Genomic DNA, 17592 nt, shown 5'->3' on the forward strand with positions numbered 1-17592 from the left:
GACAGTGCAGGTATGTGCGTTCCGCCGAGATGCGGAACTGCTTGGTGGTCTGTACATTTGGTGCAGCCCGAACGCTGCAGGAGGGGTCGGGACCAGCCAGCATGCCTTCTTGGTGAACGTGAGTGCGGAAGTACGGAACTTGTCACAGTCATTGAACGCGCCGGAAGGCGAGCGTCGGGAACCGCTGTTTCGACGTCTGCGCATACCTCTGCTAGCGCTGTTGACCTGCGCCGCCGTCACCTCGGTTGTCGTGGTGGTCGCGGTGTATTACGCGCCGACCGACTTCCGCATCCCCTTGACCATCGGCGCCGTCGTGGCGGCTATCGCGTTGTGCGCCACGGTAACCGCGGCGGTGCACTATCGCGGTGCGGCGATCCGCGCCCGCCAGGCCGCGGCGGCGGTCACCGCAGAGGCGTCGGCCAGAATGGCGGCCGCGAGCGAGGCCACCAACCTGCACGCCTGGGAAGCGAAGAACAGCGACAGCCGCCGGTCCGCCGCGATGGCCGCGTTCGCCGGCGCCGCGGGCCGCATGCAGGCGATGACCACCAGCATGCTCGCCGAGCTGCGCGAAATGGAGCATCGGCACGCCGATCCGAAGGTGCTCGCCGACCTGCTGCACCTGGACCACCGCACCGCGCAAGCAGGGCGTCTCGCCGACAGCATCGCCGTGCTCAGTGGTGCCCGCTCCGGTCGACGCTGGGCCAAACCCATTGCTATGGAGTCGATCCTGCGTGGGGCTATGGGGCGTGTCTCGGGCTACCAGCGGGTTCGGCTGCGGGCCATCGCCGAGATCGCCATCGCGGGGCACGCGGCCGAAGGTGTGATGCACACGCTGGCCGAACTACTCGACAACGCGTGTAATTTCTCCCCGCCGACCACCGAGGTGCACGTCTACGCCGCGGAGGTGCCCGCGGGTGTGGTGCTCACCATCGAGGACAGTGGACTGGTGATGAGCGAATCGGCGCTGCGCCGCGCCGAGCAGACCGTGTCGAACGGGCCGGACGGGCGCGGACAGCGGGCCTCGGACCTGTCGTCGTTGAGTGGCACGCGGTTGGGGCTCGCCGTCGTCGGGCACCTCGCGCGTAAGCACGGACTCACCGTGTCCTTCCGGCCCTCCGCCATCGGTGGCACGGCTGTCGTCGTGGTGGTGCCGCGGGATCTCACTGCGCGCGTCGACCGTTCGCAACCGTCTGCGCTCGGCACTATTCCCGCGATACCGACCGCTACGCTGCCCAGTGCGACGTCGCAGCTCACCGCGTTGTCACAGCCGAAACCAGCGTCGGCCGCGCGAGTCGCGGCACTGCCGGACCTCGCAGCCGTGAACGCTGGCAGCACGAACCCCACCACTGCCACAAACCTCGCTGCCTCGGCGAGCCCTGTTGACGCGGACGCCACCACTGCCGCGAATCCGGCGGCTGCCGGAAACGCTGTCGGTGCCGTGAGCCATGAGGTCGGCGCGAGCCCTGCGGGCACCGGAAACTTCGCGATTGGCGGGAACTCCGGGAGCGGCGCGAGCTCTGCAGGTGCCGGAAACGTTGCGGCTGGCGCGAATTCGCCGGCTGGCACGAGCGCTGCGGGTGCCGGAAACGTGGCGTCGGTCGGGAACCCTGCCACTGACGTGAACTTCGCGGCTGACGTGAACTCCGAGTTCGGCGCGAGCCCTGCGGGTGACGGAAACGTTGCGACAGTCGGGAACCCTACGGCTGACCTGAACTTCGCGGCGGTCCCGAGCGCCGCGGCTGACCTGAAATTTGCTGCTGGCGCGAGCCGTGCGGACACCGCGACTTCCGCCGCTCCGAATTCTTCGAATCCAACGAACCCCACCGCGTGGACCCCTTCGGCCACCCCGAGTTCCACGCCCGCTCCGGACCTCTCGCCCACCGTCGAGCACACCAGCATGGGCTTACCCAAACGCCGCCGCGGCAGCACCCTCGCCGCCGTCCACCCCGCCGGACTCTCGCTACCCACGCATGATGCGCCCGCCGCGGCCACCCCGCCGGTGTCGACGCCTGCGTCCTTCGGTGCGTTCCAGCGCGCGGTGTCCGGTCGGGACACCGACACCTCCGCTGCCGCAACACCTTCCCCGCCCCCTACCGTTGCCGTGGAGAATGATCGATGACAACGTCTGTGCCGTCGCAACTCAGCTGGCTGTTGGAGCAACTGCTCGCCCGCACCCCCGGCGCCCGCCACGCGCTGCTGCTCTCCGGTGACGGTCTCAAGATCTGCCACACGCCGGAATTGAGCATGGACAAGGCGGATCAGCTATCCGCCATCTCGGCGGGCATCCAAAGTCTTTCGCACGGTGCGTCTGTCGAGTTCGGCGACGGCAGAGGCGGTGTGCGCCAGTCGATGACGGAGTTCTACGGCGGCATCCTGTTCATTGTCGAGGCGGGTCTCGCGGCGCACATCGCGGTCGTGGCCGGTGAGGATGCGGACGCGGGCCTGGTCGGGCACAACATGCGGGAGCTGGTCGAACAGCTGAGTCATCATCTCGCGTCCGCGCCACGCGTCGGGGGAGCGAGCGTGTCGTGAAAAGGCCAGGCCGCGACGACGACCCCGACCGGCTCTACACACTGACCGGGGGACGCAGCAAACCGGACTCCGACAGTTTCGACCTGGTCACCCTGGTGGTCAGCGAGTGCGCGCCGACGCAGGGCATGCAGTCCGAACACGTTGCCATCCTGGACATGTGCCGCGCGCCGACCGCGGTGGTCGAGATCGCGGCCGAGCTGCGCATCCCGTTCGGCATCGCCACCATCCTGCTGTCGGACCTGCTGCACGCAGGCAAGATCACCGTCCGGCATCCCGACGTCGGCCCGGCTGCGCCGTGGAATTCGGTGCCCGACTCCACCACCCTCGAGAAGGTGCTCGTTGGACTCCGCAACCTTTGACGCTCGGCCCGCCCGCGCCGACGCCCCGCTGAACAGCGCGACCCGCCAGGGGCTGAAGATCGTCATCGTCGGCGGCTTCGGCGTCGGCAAGACCACCATGGTCCGCGCGGTCAGCGAGATCCGCCCGCTCGATACCGAGGCGACGATGACCAATGCGGGCGTCGGGATCGATGACCCGACCGGCGCGCCCGGCAAATCCACGACCACGGTCGCCTTCGACTTCGGGCGCATCACCATCGACGCCGAGAACGTGCTGTACCTGTTCGGCGCCCCGGGGCAGGAACGGTTCTTCTTCCTCTGGGACCGGTTGTTCGCCGGTGCGCTCGGCGCGATCGTGTTGGTCGACCAGCGCCGAATTGCCGACTCCTGGTACGCCATCGACCGGCTGGAAGCCCAGCGCACCCGATTCGTGGTGGCGTGCAACAACTTCGGCGGACCCTCTCAGCTCGCCGAGGTGCGCGACGCCCTCGACCTGGATCCGCATGTGCCGCTGGTGGATTGCGACGCCAGGTCGCGCGAGTCCAGCAAGCGTGTGCTGATCAGCCTGGTCGAGCACATCTATGCCGACGCCCGAGCGGAGACCGCATCATGACCACCTCGAGTGCCGCCGCGGCGGCCACCGGCGGCTGCCCGGTCCACCCGGAGACCGGCGCCGTGCCGCTGAGCGGTCCGCGCTTCCACACCGACCCGCAGCATCTCTACCGCGAGATGCGCCGCGAGCACGGGCCCGTCGTGTCCGTCGAACTGCCGGGTGGTGTCCCGTCCTGGCTGGTCATCGGGTATCGGGAGCTGCATCAGGTCACCAGCGATCCGGAGCTGTTCCCGCGCGATGTCAGCCTGTGGAACCAGTGGCCCAACATCCCCGAGGACTGGCCGTTGCTGCCGATGGTCGGGCAGCCTCGGCCGTCGATCTACTTCACCGCGGGCGCCGAGCATCGCAGGCATGTGGCGATGGTCGAGCCCGCGCTCGAATCGGTCGATCCGTTCGAATTGCGCCGCACCTGTGAGGAATTGGCGGACCGGCTGATCGACGGTTTCTGCGGGCGGGGCGAGGCCGATCTGGTCGCCGAGTTCGCGGTGCCGATGCCGGTGCTCGCGCTCGCTTGGGCGCTCGGCTTTCCCGACGAGGACGGCGCGCGGCTGGCGTGGAGCATGAAGGCGCTCGCCGACGGCGGCGCCGACGCGCAGGCGGCGTACGGGCGTTTCTACGAGCAGATGCAGCAGGTGCTCGCCGCGAAGAAAGCCCGGCCCGGCAACGACCTGGTGTCGCGAATGCTGGCCCACCCCGCGCAGTTCAGCGACGAAGAGTACGTGCAGGACCTGATGGCGGTCACCGCCGCCGCGCACCTGCCGACCGCCGACTGGATCGGGAACTCGGTGCGACTCATGCTCACCGACGACCGGTTCGCCGCGGCTCTCGGCGGTGGGCGGCGCAGCGTCGGCGAGGCGATGAACGAGGTGCTGTGGGAGGACACGCCCACGCAGATCCTCGCCGGTCGGTGGGCGGCGCGCGATACGCGGTTGGCGGACAAGGTGATTCGGGCGGGCGACATGCTGCTGCTCGGACTCGCGGCCGCCAACGCCGACCCGCATGTGCGTCAGCATCTCGTCGACGGCGTCGAACCCGCGCACGCGGGCAACAGCGCGCACTTCGCGTTCAGCTACGGCGAGTACCGGTGCCCGTTCCCGGCTCAGCAACTGGCCGAGATCATCGCGCGCACCAGCATCGAGGTGCTCCTCGACCGACTGCCCGACATCGATCTCATGGTTCCCGCGCAGAACCTGGTCCGGCGCCCGTCGGCGTTCCTGCGCGGCATGACTTCTTTGCCGGTTCGTTTCACCCCAGTTCGTGCAGTCGGAGGTCCCCAGTGACACAAACATGCCCTTTTGCCATCGATCCGATGGTCGGTGACCTCGCCGGCGAGACCGCCTACCTGCGGGCCGCGGGTCCGCTCACCCGCATCGAACTGCTCGGCGTGCCCGCCTGGACCGTCACCGAGCATGCGGTGGCCAGGCAGCTGCTCGTCGATCCGCGGCTGATCAAGGACATCAACGGCTGGTCGCTGTGGAACTCCGGTGTGGTGACGCGGCAGTGGCCGCTGATCGGCATGATCGACGCGGGACGTTCCATGTTCACCGTGGACGGTGCCGAGCATCGCAGGTTGCGGATCAAGACCACGCAGGCTTTGTCGCCGCGTCGACTAGAGGACATCCGTCCCGTCATCGAGCGACTAACCGGCGAGCTCCTGGACGATCTCAGTGCGGCGGGTGATTCCGTGGTGGACCTCAAAGAGGTGTTCGCCTACCCGCTGCCGATGCGCGTCATCAGTGAACTGATGGGTGTCGACCGCGCCGACCATCCGATGCTGCTCACCTGGTACAAAGCGTTCTTCTCACTGCTCACCCCGCAGGACGAGCGGTTGCGGGTGATCGACGAAATGGACCGGTACTACACCGATCTGGTGCGCAAGAAGACCGCCGACCCCACCGACGACCTCACCAGCGCCCTCATCCTGGCCACCGACGGTGGTGAGCCGCTGACCGAAGAAGAAGTGGTCGGCAACCTCAAGGCGCTCGTCGCCGCCGGTCACGAAACCACCGTCGGCCTCATTCTGAACGCCGTGCGCGCCCTGCTCACCCGGCCCGAACAACTGGACAAGGTCCGCTCCGGCGACATCGAGTGGAAGCAGGCCGTCGAGGAAACCCTGCGCTGGGACAGCCCGGTCACCCACCTGCTGATGCGCTTCGCCACCGAAGACATCACCATCGGTGACACCGTGATCGAAAAAGGCGAGGGTGTGGTCATGTCCTACCGCGCCATCGGCCGGGACACCGCCGTGCACGGCGAAGACTCCGACGAGTTCGACCTCACCCGCACCACCTCCCACCGCCACCTCACCTTCGGCCACGGTCCGCACATCTGCCCCGGGGCGGCCCTCTCCCGGCTCGAAGCAGGCATCGCCCTGCCCGCTCTCTTCGAGCGGTTCCCCAATCTCCGGCTTGCCGTCCCGGTAGAGGAAATCCGCAATCTTCCAGTGCTCACGCAAAACGACCTGGCGGCGTTCCCCGTTCACCTCGGCTGATTCCTCATAGGGATGCCGAGTAGTGGCGCGCCTCGAATCAGTCGAGGCGCGCCTTCCCGCGGCGTAGCTTGCGGTCCGCAGCATTGCGAACCCGTCGTGTTCTGCCCTGCTCCGCCAGCATGGCCAGCGCATCGGCCTCGGTGATCAGATCGAGCGCCTTGCGCTGGAGCCAGTCGCTGGCGGCGACAACTTCCTCGGGAATCCAGGTGTGGCCCAGAATGATCGACTTCAGCAGGGTCCATTCCCGTAGCCGGCGAGCGAGGAAGTTGTGGTCGGCGATCAGTTCGGACATGGTGGTCGCCCACTGGTCGAAGTGGGTGCCGTCGAGGTGCATCAGTTGGGGCGCACGCTTGTCGAAGTGGCCGGATATGGCGGCCTCGGCCATGACCTTGTCCGGATCGCGTAAGACGGTGGCGACCAGCTCGGGTTCTGCCTTGTCGTTTACCGCGGCCAAGTCTCGCTGGTACTGCCGGTAACGCCGGTGCTCCGCCGGAACAGTTTCCTCGTCGGTGCCGACCATGATGTCTACTGTGCCAAGAGTTTTCCGGCGGCGGTTTCGATCTTGGCTTCGTCGAGCAGGACGGTGTCGGCGGCGGGGCCGAGGGGGATGAAGGTGTCTTCGCTGGTGACTCTGGCGATGTGGCCGTCGAAGCCGGCGTCGATGAGGGCGGCGCAGACGGATTCGGAGACGCCGCCGCTGTGGCGGGTTTCGTCGGCGATAAGGACGCGGCCGGTGGCTCGGGCGTGTTGGAGGAGGTCGTCGAGGGGGAGGGGGGAGAGCCAGCGGAGGTCGAGGACGCGGGGGCGGATGCCGCGGTCGGCGAGGCGGCGGGCTACGCGCAGGCTCATGGGGACGCCGTTGGCGAAGGTGACGATGGTGAGGTCGGTGCCGTCGCCGTAGACGCGGGCACGGCCGATCTCGACGTGGTCGGTGTCGGAAAGTGTTGCGAGCCAGCCGTTGTCGCCTGGTTCGTGCAGGTCGCGGGTGTGGTAGAGGGCGATGGGTTCGAGGTAGATGCAGACGCGGCCGTCGACTCGGGCGGCGGAGACGCAGGTGCGCAGGAGGGCGGCGGCGTCGTCGGCGCGCGCGGGGGAGGCGACGACGAGGCCGGGGATGTCGCGCAGGGCGGCGATGGAGTTGTCGTTGTGGAAGTGGCCGCCGAAACCCTTCTGGTAGGCGTAGCCGGCGATGCGGACCACCATCGGATTGTGGTAGCGCCCATGGGAAAAGAAGGACAGGGTGGCGGCCTCGCCGCGCAGCTGGTCGGCGGCATTGTGCACGTAGGCCAGGTACTGGATCTCGGGGATCGGCACGAAACCGGCGAGCGCGGTGCCCAGCGCGGTGCCGAGAACGCTCTGCTCGTCGAGCAAGGTGTCGAAGACGCGTCGCTTGCCGAACTGCTTCTGCAGACCCTTGGTCACGCCGTACACGCCGCCCTTAAGGCCGACGTCCTCGCCGAAGACCAGCACGTCCGGATCGCGGGCGAGCAAGCTTGCCAGTGTGCGGTTGATCGCCTGCCCCAGCGTTAACGAATCATCGCTGCCTGCAACGGGGTTCGTATCCACCATGGCGGGTGCCATGCGAGGTGTGCTGTCGGCTGCGGTTGTCGCGTGCGGCGAGGTGTCGGCCTGCGGTGCGCCGACGGGTGAACTGTCTGCTTGCGCCTCGGTCGCCGAGGACGCGCCGAGCTGGCCGGTGCGCAGGACATCGGCGCGTACCAGTGCCGGGCGCGACGGTGCGAGCGGCGCCATCACTGCGGTCGCGGAGGTCAATTTCGGTTCGCGCCAGACGAGTTCGGCGGTGCGGGTGACGCGGTGGGCGATGTCGTCGTAGCGCTCCAGCACCTCGGCGGGTGTCGCTACACCTGCGGCGACCAGCAGGCGGGCGGTCGCGGTCACCGGATCGCGGAGTAGGTCGGCGGCGATGTCGGCGGGTCTGCGGTAGGCGGCTTCCACGTCGGAACCGGCGTGGCCCAGCAGGCGGACCGTTCGCATGTGCAGGAACGCGGGCTTGCGGTGCTCGCGGACCCACGCTGCGGCCGCAATCGAAGTGGTCAGTGCGTCGACGGGATCGCAGCCGTCGGCGCCGAAGTACTCCAGTCCGGGGCGGGAGCCGTACGCCTGCTGGACCCAATCCGCGGGGGTGGGGACGCTGATCCCGATGCCGTTGTCCTCGCACAGGAACAGGATCGGCAGCGGAACACCTTGGCGGGCAGTATGAATCGCCGCATTGATCGCGCCCGCCGCGGTGGAATGGTTGGCGGAGGCGTCGCCGAAGCTGCACAGCACCACCGCATCCGACGGCCACTCGCTCGAAACACCCAGTCGCGCGGCACGATCGATCGCGAACGCGAGACCGACCGCGCGGGGGAGATGCGAGGCGATGGTCGAGGTCTGCGGGATGATGGCGGCGGGCTTGCTGCCGAAAACCTTGTGCCGTCCACCGGATATCGGATCCGCCGCTGCGGCGACGACACCGAGCAGCACGTCGCGGATCGGGTCGAGACCAGGCACCTGCCGGGCGCGCTGCACGAAGAACGCGCCGGACCGGTAGTGCAGTAGCGCAGGATCGCTCACCCGCAACGCCACCCCGAGCGCCGCGTTACCCTCGTGCCCCGACGACCCGATGCTGTAATACCCCCGCTTGCTCGCCCCCAACTGCCGGGCCGCGAGATCCAACTGCCTGCTCGTCGCCTGCGCCTCGAACAGCTCCAGCAGAGTCGCACCGCTGACGCCGGGCGCGATGTCCGCCGCCGCACGATCCAGCACCGGTGTCAGCGCACCGACCGCCGCCCGAAACCGATCATCGAGAACCTTGCCCGGGCTGGATCCCGGGTTCGCTGCCCGCTCACTCACCGCCCCACCTTATCGGCAAACCTGATGATTATGCGCGCCATATCCATTTCAGCCGAATAAGTTCCGGCCAAACCCTCAACCAACCGGACATGAACCCTAGCTCGCCTGAATCGGCGACCAGCATTCCGCCGGGACACGATGAACCACGCACTAGACTCGTTCGCCACCACCGTGTCCCCCTCCGCGCCCAAGACATGGCGGCACGCACATCCAACTAGACATGGCGGCGCGCTCACTAGACATCGCCGCCACGATGTCCCGTTCGAGGGCGCGAGATGTGGCGGACGGGACGTGGTGGCGTGCTTACCCGGCATTCGCCACCGTCAGGTCCCGGTCGGAGCGCCGAGACGTCGCGGACGGGACGTGGTGGCGTGCTTACTCGATGTTCTGCGCCTTCGTGTTCCGCTGGGTGAGCAACGCGAATGGCCACCGGTGCCGAACGGGACACAAGGGCGTGCCTTCTCGGGTTTGTCATTCTCGTGTCCCACTCGTGGACTGGGCGTGCGGGGGGCGGCGGTTGCGCCAACGGGACGTGGTGGCTGTGCTCACCCGACATTCGGCGCCGTGACGCCCCCCCATTCCAGCAAGCCAGGAGGGCGACAGGGGTTGGTGGCGCGTCCACTCGGCGGTTGGCGCCGTGACGCCCCGTTCGGCGCCCTGGGATGTGGCGGACGGGACGTGGTGGTGTGCTTACTCGACGTTTGCCGCCGTCAGGTCCCGTTCGGAGTACCGGGACGTCGCAGACGGGACGTGGTGGCGCGGCGGCTCGATGTTCTGCGCCCTAATGTCCCGCGCGTGTTGGCTGCCGGGACATGAGGGTGGCGATGAACGGCGATGCTCAGTCTGGCAACTGCAATGCTGACGCCGCGTCTTGGTCCAGCAGCCAGGTGGTGGATTCGAGTCCAACCGCTCCCGCGGAGGGGATGTCGACGGGGTCTGCCCCAGAGATCGCTTCGGCGACCGCGTCCGCCTTGGCCGCCCCACCGACGACCAGCACCACGTGTCGGGTGCGGCGGATGGCGGGGATGGTGAGGGTGACTCGGACCGGGGGTGGTTTCGGTGAATTCGTTACGGCGACAACGAGTTCGTGTTCTTCGCGGACCGCGTCCGTGTGCGGGAACAGCGAGTTGATGTGTCCTTCGCCGCCCATGCCGAGCAGGTGCAGGTCGAAGGAGCCGTGTTCGGCCAGGTAGGCGTGCACGGCGGTGGAGTATTCGGCGGCGGCCTCGATCGGGTCGGGGTATTCACCGTCGGAGGCTGCTACAGGGTGTATTCGGGCCGGGTCGACCGGGACGTGGTCGAGCAGAGCTTGGCGCGCCTGGAGGTCGTTGCGTTCCGCGTCGCCTGCGGGGACGAAACGCTCATCGCCCCAGAAGAAGTCGACGTTGGACCAGTCGATATCACCCGGGGACTTGCGGACCAGTTCGAGCAGTCCGATGCCGGTGCCGCCGCCGGTCAGCACGACCGACGCGGTGCCGCGTTCTTCCTGTGCGGCGGCGACGATCTCGACGAACCGGGCCGCCGCGGCGGCGATCAGCGAGTCGGTATCGATGTGGACTTCGACTGTGTCGCTGGCGGATTCACTCATAGGTCACCTTCTCGATTCCGGCGAGGGCCTCGGCGTAGATCTCGTCGGCGTCCAGCCTGCGCAGTTCTTCGGCGAGGCAGTCGCGAGTTTCTCTGCGGGCCAGCGCGATTCGCTGGTCGGGGTCACCGGTGCGGGTCAGCGTCGCGGTGCGTCCGGTCTGCGGGCGTTCGATGGTGACCGACACCGACGGCCGGTGCAGCTCCACGCGCAACGCGCCGGAGCGGCGGATCACCGGGCAGCCGAGGCGGCCGGCGAGCCAGCCTGCCAGCGTGTCCAGCGCGGGTTCGTCGCGTAACCCGGACACCAGCACCGATTCCACCGGCTCGAAGGGCGGTTCGTCCAGCGCGGCGGCCAGCAAGGCACGCCAGTAGGTGATCCGGCTCCACGCCAGATCGGTGTCGCCTGCCGCATAGGAACCGAGCCGCTTCTTGATCGCGGCCTGCGGGTCGGCGGCGTAGGTGGCGTCGGTGATGCGGCGAGTCGCCAAGCGGCCCACCGAATCCTTGGACGGGAACTCGGGAGCGCCCCGCGGCCACCAGGCCACCACGGGGGTGTCCGGCAGCAGGAACGGGATGACGACGCTGCTCTCGTGATTGATCAGCTCGCCCTGCAACCGCAGCACGATCACCTCGGCCGCGCCCGCGTCCCCGCCGACCCGGATCTGGGCGTCGAGACGGGTCTCCGCGTCGCGGTCGCCACGCGCCAGAACGACCACCCGGCAAGGGTGTTCGCGGCTGGCATCGTTGGCGGCGTCGATCGCGTCCTCGGCCTCGGAGCTGTCCAGCGTGCACACGACCAGGGTGAGCACCCGCATCATGGTGATCACACCGTTGCTCTCGCGCAGCTGCACGATGCGCTTGGTGACCTCGCCGGTGGTGGTGTGCGGAATGTCGATGATCACGGCCGCCGCCATTCGCGCCCGGTGCGGGCGAGCATCTCGTCGGCCGAGGAGGGACCCCAGGTGCCCGCCTCGTACGGTTCGGGTTTGCCTTCGGTGGCCCAGTGCTCGAGCACCGGATCGAGGATGCCCCAAGACAATTCGACCTCCGCGTTCACCGGGAACAGCGACGGCACCCCGAGCAGCACGTCGAGGATCAGGCGCTCGTATGCCTCGGGGGAGGACTCGGTGAACGCCTCGCCGTAGCTGAAATCCATGTTGACGTCGCGCACTTCCATGCTCGACCCTGGCACTTTCGAGCCGAACCGGGTGGTGATGCCCTCGTCCGGCTGCACCCGGATGACCAGCGCGTTCTGCCCGAGATCCTCGGTCATGGTCTGGTCGAACGGCAGGTGCGGCGCCCGCTTGAACATCACCGCGATCTCGGTGACCCTGCGGCCCAGCCGTTTTCCGGTGCGCAGATAGAACGGCACCCCGGCCCAGCGGCGGGTGTCGACCTCCAGCGTGATCGCGGCGTAGGTCTCGGTGCGCGACTCCGGGTCGAAGCCCTCTTCGTTGAGCAGACCGACCACCTGCTCGCCGCCCTGCCAGCCGTCGGCGTACTGGCCGCGCGCGGTGGTCTCGTCCAGCGGCTCGACCAGTTTGGTGGCCGAGAGCACCTTGATCTTCTCGGCCTGTAACTGCTTGGGCTGGAAGCTGATCGGCTCCTCCATCGCGGTGAGCGCGAGCAGCTGCAGCAGATGGTTCTGGATCACATCGCGGGCCGCGCCGATGCCGTCGTAATAGCCTGCGCGACCGCCCAATCCGATGTCCTCGGCCATGGTGATCTGCACATGGTCGACGTAGTTGGCGTTCCAGATCGGGTCGTAGAGCTGGTTGGCGAAGCGCAGCGCCAGGATGTTCTGCACCGTCTCTTTGCCGAGATAGTGGTCGATCCGGAAGACGGTCTCCTCCGGGAACACCCCGTTGACCAGCGCGTTGAGCTCCTGGGCGCTTTCCAGATCGTGGCCGAACGGCTTCTCGATCACCACTCGCCGCCACGGCTTACGACCCGCGGCGTCGGTGCTGTCCGGTTGCGCGAGTCCGTGTTCGGAGAGCTGGTTGAGCACCACGGGGAACATGTTCGGCGGAATCGACAGGTAGAAGGCGTGATTGCCGCCGGTGCCGCGCTCGGTGTCCAGCGCGGCCAGGGTGTCGGCGAGCGTGGCGAAGGCCTTGTCGTCGTCGAAACTGCCCTGCACGAACCGGATTCCCTCGGCCAGATGGTCCCAGACCTCCTGCCGGAAGGGCGTGCGGGCGTGCGCCTTCACGGCATTGAGCACGACCTGCGCGAAGTCTTCGTCCGCGTAATCGCGGCGGGCGAAGCCGACCAGCGCGAAGCCCGGGGGCAGCAGCCCCCGGTTCGCGAGGTCGTAGATGGCCGGCATCAACTTCTTCCGGGACAGGTCGCCGGTGACGCCGAAGATCACCATGCTGCACGGGCCCGCGATGCGCGGGACCCGCTTGTCCCGCTCGTCGCGCAGCGGGTTCTGCCAGGTCGGGTTCTTGGGGCCGGCCATCGGGGTCAGTTGTTCCCGGCCGCTGCGGACAGCTCCTCCGTCGTGGCGGAGATCAGTTCCGCCCACGACTTCTCGAACTTGTCCACGCCTTCGCGCTCCAGCACCTGGAACACGTCGTCGAGGTCGACGCCGGCGGCCGAGAGCTTGTCGAAGACCTCCTGCGCGGCCGCGGCGGTGCCGCTGACCGTGTCGCCGCGGATCTCGGCGTGGTCGGCGACGGCCTCGAGTGTCTTCTCCGGCAACGTGTTCACCGTGTTCGGCGCGACCAGCTCGGTGACGTACATGACGTCGGAGTAGTCCGGGTTCTTCACGCCGGTCGAAGCCCACAGTGGCCGTTGGCGATTCGCGCCCGCGGCGGCGAGGTGGTTGTAGGTGGAGGTGTGCTTGCCGCCGTCGAACACGTCCTGGTATTCGGCGTAGGCCAAGCGGGCGTTGGCGATTCCGGCCTGCCCGCGCAGCGCGAGGGCCTCGTCGGAGCCGATCGCCTCGAGCCGCTTGTCGATCTCGGTGTCCACCCGGGACACGAAGAACGAAGCGACGGAATGGATCTTGCCGAGATCGTGGCCCGCGGTCTTGGCGCTGCGCAGACCGTCGAGGTAGGCGCCCATCACGGCGCGGTAGCGCGCGACGGAGAAGATCAGCGTCACGTTCACGCTGATGCCCTCGGCGATCACCCGGGTGATCGCGGGCAGGCCCGCCTCGGTGGCGGGGATCTTGATGAACAGGTTGGGCCGGTCCACCGTCTTCCACAGGTCGATGGCCTGCGCGATGGTCTTGTCCGCGTCGAAGGCGAAGCGGGGGTCGACTTCGATGGAGACGCGGCCGTCCACCCCGTTGGACGCCTCGAACACGCCTGCGAAGACATCACAGGCGGAGCGCACGTCGTCGGTGGTGATGGTGCGGATCGCGGCGTCGGCGTCCGCGCCCTGGGCGGCAAGCTCTTTGAGCTGTCCGTCGTAGGCGTGGCCCTTGCTCAGCGCACCCTGGAAGATGGTCGGGTTGGTGGTCACCCCGACGACGCTGCGGGTCTCGATCAGCTCGGCCAGGTTGCCGGACTGGATGCGGTCGCGCGACAGGTCGTCGAGCCACACCGAGACTCCTGCCGCGGACAGGGCGGCGGTATTCGCGTTCTGTGTCATGAGCGCTTATCCCTTCACGTTTTCGACGGCGCCGCTGTTCTCGAACGTGGTGAGCGCGGCGGCAACCACGGCTTCGGTGGTGATTCCGAACTCGCGGAACAGGGTCTTGTAGTCGGCGGACGCACCGAAGTGCTCGATCGAGACGATCTGGCCCGCGTCACCGGCGAACCGGTGCCACGGCATCGCGATACCCGCCTCGACCACCACGCGTGCGGTGATCGTCGGCGGCAGCACCTCGTTGCGGTAGGCCTGGTCCTGCGCGTCGAACCACTCCACACACGGCATCGACACCACCCGGGTACCGATGCCACGCTTCTCCAGGCTAATCCGCGCGCCGACGGCGAGCTGGAGCTCCGAACCGGTAGCGATGAGGATCACCTGCGGGGTGTCGGTGGAGGATTCGGCCAGGATGTAGCCGCCCTTCTTGACGCCCTCGTAGCTGGTGCCCTCCTGGATCGGCAGATCCTGGCGGGTCAGCGCGAGCGCCGACGGCCCGTCCTGGTGCGGCATCTCCGAGACCGAGAAGTGCGAGGTGTGCTCGCTGCTGTCGCGCTCGAGAATGGTGCGCCAGGCGTAGGTGGTCTCGTTGGCGTCGCCGGGGCGGACCACGTTGAGGCCGGGGATGGCGCGCAGCGCGGCGAGGTGCTCGATCGGCTGGTGCGTCGGGCCGTCCTCGCCGAGGCCGATGGAGTCGTGCGTCCACACGTAGATGGCGGGCACGCGCATCAGCGCGGCCAGGCGCACCGCGGGGCGCATGTAATCGCTGAACACCAGGAAGGTGCCGCCATACGGGCGGGTCGGGCCGTGCAGCGCGATGCCGTTGAGGATCGCGCCCATTGCGTGCTCACGCACCCCGAAATGCAGGGTGCGGCCGTACGGGTTGGCCTTCCACATGCCGGTCGAGATCGACTCGGGGCCGAAGCTCGCCTCACCGGACATGGTGGTGTTGTTGGATTCGGCGAGGTCGGCCGAGCCGCCCCACAGCTCCGGCAGCACCGGCGCCAGCGCGGCGAGCACCTTGCCCGAGGCCTTGCGGGTGGCGACGCCCTTCGGGTCCGGCTCGTAGCTCGGCAGGTTGTCGGCCCAGCCCTGCGGCAGGTCCCGCTTGGCGAGCCGGTCGAACAGGGTCTTGTTGTCCGGGTTGGCCTGTGCCCACGCGTCGAACTGCTGCTGCCACTGCGCGTGCGCCTGCTTGCCGCGATCGATGGCCTTGCGGGTGTGCGCGATCACCGCGTCGTCCACCTCGAAGGTCTGCTCCGGGTCGAAGCCGAGGATCTTCTTGGTGGCGGCCACCTCGTCCGCGCCGAGGGCGGCACCGTGCGCGGCGCCGGTGTTCATCTTGTTGGGCGCCGGGTAGCCGATGATGGTGCGCAGCACGATGATCGACGGTTTGCCGGTCTCCGCCTTGGCGGCGGCCAGCGCCGACTCGATGGCGACGACGTCCTCGCCACCCTCGACCACCTGGACGTGCCAGCCGTAGGCCTCGTAGCGCTTGGCGACGTCCTCGTCGAAGGCGATGGTGGTGTCGTCCTCGATGGAGATCTTGTTGTCGTCGTAGATCAGCACGAGGTTGCCGAGCTGCTGGGTGCCTGCGAGCGAGGACGCCTCGGAGGTGACGCCCTCCTCCATGTCACCGTCGGAGGCGATCACGTAGATGAAGTGGTCGAACGGGCTGGTGCCCGGCGCGGCGTTCGGATCGAACAGGCCGCGCTCGCGGCGGGCGGCCATCGCCATGCCGACTGCGGCGGCCAGGCCCTGGCCGAGCGGCCCGGTGGTGATCTCGACGCCGTCGGTGTGCCGGAACTCGGGGTGGCCCGGGGTGAGTGAGCCCCACTTGCGCAGGTTCTTCAGATCGTCCAGTTCCAGGCCGAAACCGGCCAGGTAGAGCTGGATGTACTGGGTGATGCTGGAGTGACCGCAGGACAGCACGAAGCGGTCCCGGCCGACCCAGCTCGGGTCGCTCGGGTCGATCCGCATGGTCCGCTGGTAGAGGGAGTACGCCAGCGGGGCCAGGCTCATCGCGGTGCCAGGGTGTCCGTTGCCGGCGTTCTGCACCGCGTCGGCGGCGAGCACCCGGATCGTGTCGACGGCCTTGGTGTCCAGATCCGTCCAGTCGTCCGGGTGATTCGGCTGAGTGAGGGCGCGGATGTCGTCTGTGACTGACACGACCGAGGTTCTCCTGACATTGGTTTCGTCGACGGCGGCTTTACTGGCGGCGATGAACGCACGGCAGCGGCGCGTGCATACCGGGTGTGTACCCAACCACCCTAGATGTGCCCATTGAGCGGGGTGCGGGGAACCCTGTCTTTATTTGCCCCGCGAACGGCGCTCGAAACCCGCCTGCGGCCGGGGTTCTCCGGACCCGTGGCGCACCGTCAGCTGGGTCACATTCCCAATGTTGTTGCGTGGGGCTATGCGAGGCGCATGCTCGGCGGGGTCTACCATCCTCTGTAGTAGTAGCCGCGCCGCACGGCTGAAGAGGCGCCGAGGCGGGCGAAGGTCCAGCTCTCGCGCATCCAGCTCAGCGGGACCGAGCGTGCTGCTTGGTCCATGCCGGATGCGATGCACAGCGTGCGAGGAGAAACAGTGCGGATTGGGCAACAGCCGGGTGGCAATGGCGCGCACGGCTCCGCTCCGACGGCGCTGGCGGACCGGTTCGCCGGGCCAGGGCTGCCGTCCCGACTACTGCGACGAGTGCTCGCGTATATCGCGCTCACCAAGCCGCGGGTCATCGAATTGCTGCTCGTCGCGACGATTCCGACGATGCTGCTCGCCGATCGGGGCCACATCGACCTCCGCCTCATCGTGGTCACCCTTTTCGGTGGCTGGATGGGCGCGGCCAGCGCGAACACGCTGAACTGTGTCGCCGACGCCGATATCGACAAGGTGATGAAGCGGACCGCGAAGCGCCCGCTGGCCAGGGAGGCGGTGCCGACCTCGCACGCCTTCGTGTTCGGTGTGGTGCTCGGCCTCGGCTCGTTCGCCTGGCTGTGGTGGCAGGCGAACCTGCTCAGCGGTGTCCTGGTGGTCGCGACGATCCTGTTCTACGTCTTCGTCTACACCCTCGGTCTCAAGCGCCGCACCTCGCAGAACGTGGTGTGGGGCGGTGCCGCGGGCTGCATGCCCGCCCTGGTCGGCTGGTCCGCGGTGACCGGCGGCATCGGCTGGCCCGCCGTTGTGCTGTTCGCTGTCATCTTCTTCTGGACGCCGCCGCACACCTGGGCGCTGGCCATGCGCTACAAGGAGGACTACCGCGCGGCGGGCGTGCCGATGCTGCCCGTGGTGGCCACCGAGCAGGTGGTGACCAAGCAGATCGTCATCTACACCTGGCTCACCGTGCTCGCCACCTTGGCGCTGGTCCCCGCGACCGGCGTGGTCTACGCGGCCGTGGCGCTGGTGGCCGGAGCGTGGTTCCTGCTCATGGCGCACCAGCTGTACTCCGGCGTGCGGCGCGGCGAATCGGTGAAGCCGCTGCGACTGTTCCTGCAGTCGAACAACTATCTCGCCGTGGTGTTCTGCGGGCTCGCGGTCGATTCCGTGCTCGGCTGGGACACCGTCGGCAGCTTCCTCTGATCCAC

Annotated in this window: 14 protein-coding genes; 7 read left to right on the forward strand and 7 right to left on the reverse strand. The window is 68.1% G+C overall.

Going from position 1 to position 17592, the window contains the following annotated elements:
- Positions 1-220 precede the first annotated feature (220 nt).
- Genes NN4_RS46155 through NN4_RS16830 form a run of 6 tightly spaced genes read left to right on the forward strand, consistent with a single transcriptional unit; the run spans position 221 to position 5974 of the window.
- The gene (locus NN4_RS46155; RefSeq protein ID WP_246180920.1) at positions 221-2119 is read left to right on the forward strand and encodes an ATP-binding protein; all 1899 of its coding nucleotides are present in this window, start codon (positions 221-223) and stop codon (positions 2117-2119) included.
- Positions 2116-2532: a roadblock/LC7 domain-containing protein gene (locus NN4_RS16810; RefSeq protein WP_147131814.1), complete on the forward strand. Its 417-nt coding sequence runs from the start codon at positions 2116-2118 to the stop codon at positions 2530-2532. The genes NN4_RS46155 and NN4_RS16810 overlap by 4 nt, the downstream gene beginning before the upstream one ends.
- Positions 2529-2891, forward strand: a complete 363-nt coding sequence (locus tag NN4_RS16815) for a DUF742 domain-containing protein (protein WP_135232001.1) — start codon at positions 2529-2531, stop codon at positions 2889-2891. The genes NN4_RS16810 and NN4_RS16815 overlap by 4 nt, the downstream gene beginning before the upstream one ends.
- Positions 2872-3483, forward strand: coding sequence for a GTP-binding protein (locus tag NN4_RS16820; RefSeq protein ID WP_135232000.1), 612 nt, complete (start codon positions 2872-2874; stop codon positions 3481-3483). The genes NN4_RS16815 and NN4_RS16820 overlap by 20 nt, the downstream gene beginning before the upstream one ends.
- Positions 3480-4763, forward strand: a complete 1284-nt coding sequence (locus tag NN4_RS16825) for a cytochrome P450 (RefSeq protein WP_135231999.1) — start codon at positions 3480-3482, stop codon at positions 4761-4763. Before NN4_RS16820 ends, NN4_RS16825 begins: the two co-directional genes overlap by 4 nt.
- A 29-nt stretch (positions 4764-4792) precedes the next feature.
- Entirely contained in the window at positions 4793-5974 is a 1182-nt protein-coding gene (locus tag NN4_RS16830) for a cytochrome P450 family protein (protein WP_222595091.1), read from the forward strand.
- A gap of 37 nt (positions 5975-6011) precedes the next feature.
- On the opposite strand, the gene NN4_RS16835 is transcribed toward NN4_RS16830, so the two are convergent.
- From NN4_RS16835 to tkt, 7 genes are all read right to left on the reverse strand, one after another.
- The gene (locus NN4_RS16835) at positions 6012-6494 is read right to left on the reverse strand and encodes a hypothetical protein (RefSeq protein WP_147131820.1); all 483 of its coding nucleotides are present in this window, start codon (positions 6492-6494) and stop codon (positions 6012-6014) included.
- A gap of 5 nt (positions 6495-6499) precedes the next feature.
- Positions 6500-8830, reverse strand: coding sequence for a thiamine pyrophosphate-dependent enzyme (locus NN4_RS16840; RefSeq protein ID WP_371865664.1), 2331 nt, complete (start codon positions 8828-8830; stop codon positions 6500-6502).
- Positions 8831-9668: 838 nt separating this feature from the next.
- On the reverse strand, positions 9669-10418 hold the full coding sequence (pgl, locus tag NN4_RS16845) for a 6-phosphogluconolactonase (RefSeq protein ID WP_147131823.1): 750 nt from the start codon (positions 10416-10418) through the stop codon (positions 9669-9671).
- Positions 10411-11319 (reverse strand): glucose-6-phosphate dehydrogenase assembly protein OpcA, encoded by a 909-nt coding sequence (gene opcA, locus NN4_RS16850; RefSeq protein WP_186818477.1) that lies wholly within the window; start codon positions 11317-11319, stop codon positions 10411-10413. Before opcA ends, pgl begins: the two co-directional genes overlap by 8 nt.
- Positions 11316-12875 (reverse strand): glucose-6-phosphate dehydrogenase, encoded by a 1560-nt coding sequence (gene zwf / locus NN4_RS16855; protein WP_147131826.1) that lies wholly within the window; start codon positions 12873-12875, stop codon positions 11316-11318. Before zwf ends, opcA begins: the two co-directional genes overlap by 4 nt.
- Before the next feature lie 5 nt (positions 12876-12880).
- Positions 12881-14014, reverse strand: a complete 1134-nt coding sequence (tal, locus tag NN4_RS16860; RefSeq protein WP_147131829.1) for a transaldolase — start codon at positions 14012-14014, stop codon at positions 12881-12883.
- A gap of 6 nt (positions 14015-14020) precedes the next feature.
- The gene (tkt, locus tag NN4_RS16865; protein ID WP_147131832.1) at positions 14021-16180 is read right to left on the reverse strand and encodes a transketolase; all 2160 of its coding nucleotides are present in this window, start codon (positions 16178-16180) and stop codon (positions 14021-14023) included.
- 384 nt (positions 16181-16564) lie between these two features.
- Between tkt and NN4_RS16870 the strand changes: the two genes are divergently transcribed.
- The gene (locus NN4_RS16870) at positions 16565-17587 is read left to right on the forward strand and encodes a heme o synthase (RefSeq protein WP_371865665.1); all 1023 of its coding nucleotides are present in this window, start codon (positions 16565-16567) and stop codon (positions 17585-17587) included.
- The last annotated feature ends 5 nt before the right edge of the window (positions 17588-17592 follow it).

The sequence above is a fragment of the Nocardia ninae NBRC 108245 genome, assembly GCF_007990755.1.
Lineage (GTDB): Bacteria > Actinomycetota > Actinomycetes > Mycobacteriales > Mycobacteriaceae > Nocardia > Nocardia ninae.

Excerpts from the sequence above, each read along its gene's own strand:
- NN4_RS16810 (WP_147131814.1), top strand. The coding sequence starts at position 2,116 with ATGACAACGTCTGTGCCGTCGCAACTCAGCTGGCTGTTGGAGCAACTG.
- NN4_RS16825 (WP_135231999.1), top strand. The coding sequence starts at position 3,480 with ATGACCACCTCGAGTGCCGCCGCGGCGGCCACCGGCGGCTGCCCGGTC.
- NN4_RS16830 (WP_222595091.1), top strand. The coding sequence starts at position 4,793 with ATGGTCGGTGACCTCGCCGGCGAGACCGCCTACCTGCGGGCCGCGGGT.
- NN4_RS16835 (WP_147131820.1), bottom strand. The coding sequence starts at position 6,494 with ATGGTCGGCACCGACGAGGAAACTGTTCCGGCGGAGCACCGGCGTTAC.
- pgl (WP_147131823.1), bottom strand. The coding sequence starts at position 10,418 with ATGAGTGAATCCGCCAGCGACACAGTCGAAGTCCACATCGATACCGAC.
- zwf (WP_147131826.1), bottom strand. The coding sequence starts at position 12,875 with ATGGCCGGCCCCAAGAACCCGACCTGGCAGAACCCGCTGCGCGACGAG.
- tal (WP_147131829.1), bottom strand. The coding sequence starts at position 14,014 with ATGACACAGAACGCGAATACCGCCGCCCTGTCCGCGGCAGGAGTCTCG.
- NN4_RS16870 (WP_371865665.1), top strand. The coding sequence starts at position 16,565 with ATGCCGGATGCGATGCACAGCGTGCGAGGAGAAACAGTGCGGATTGGG.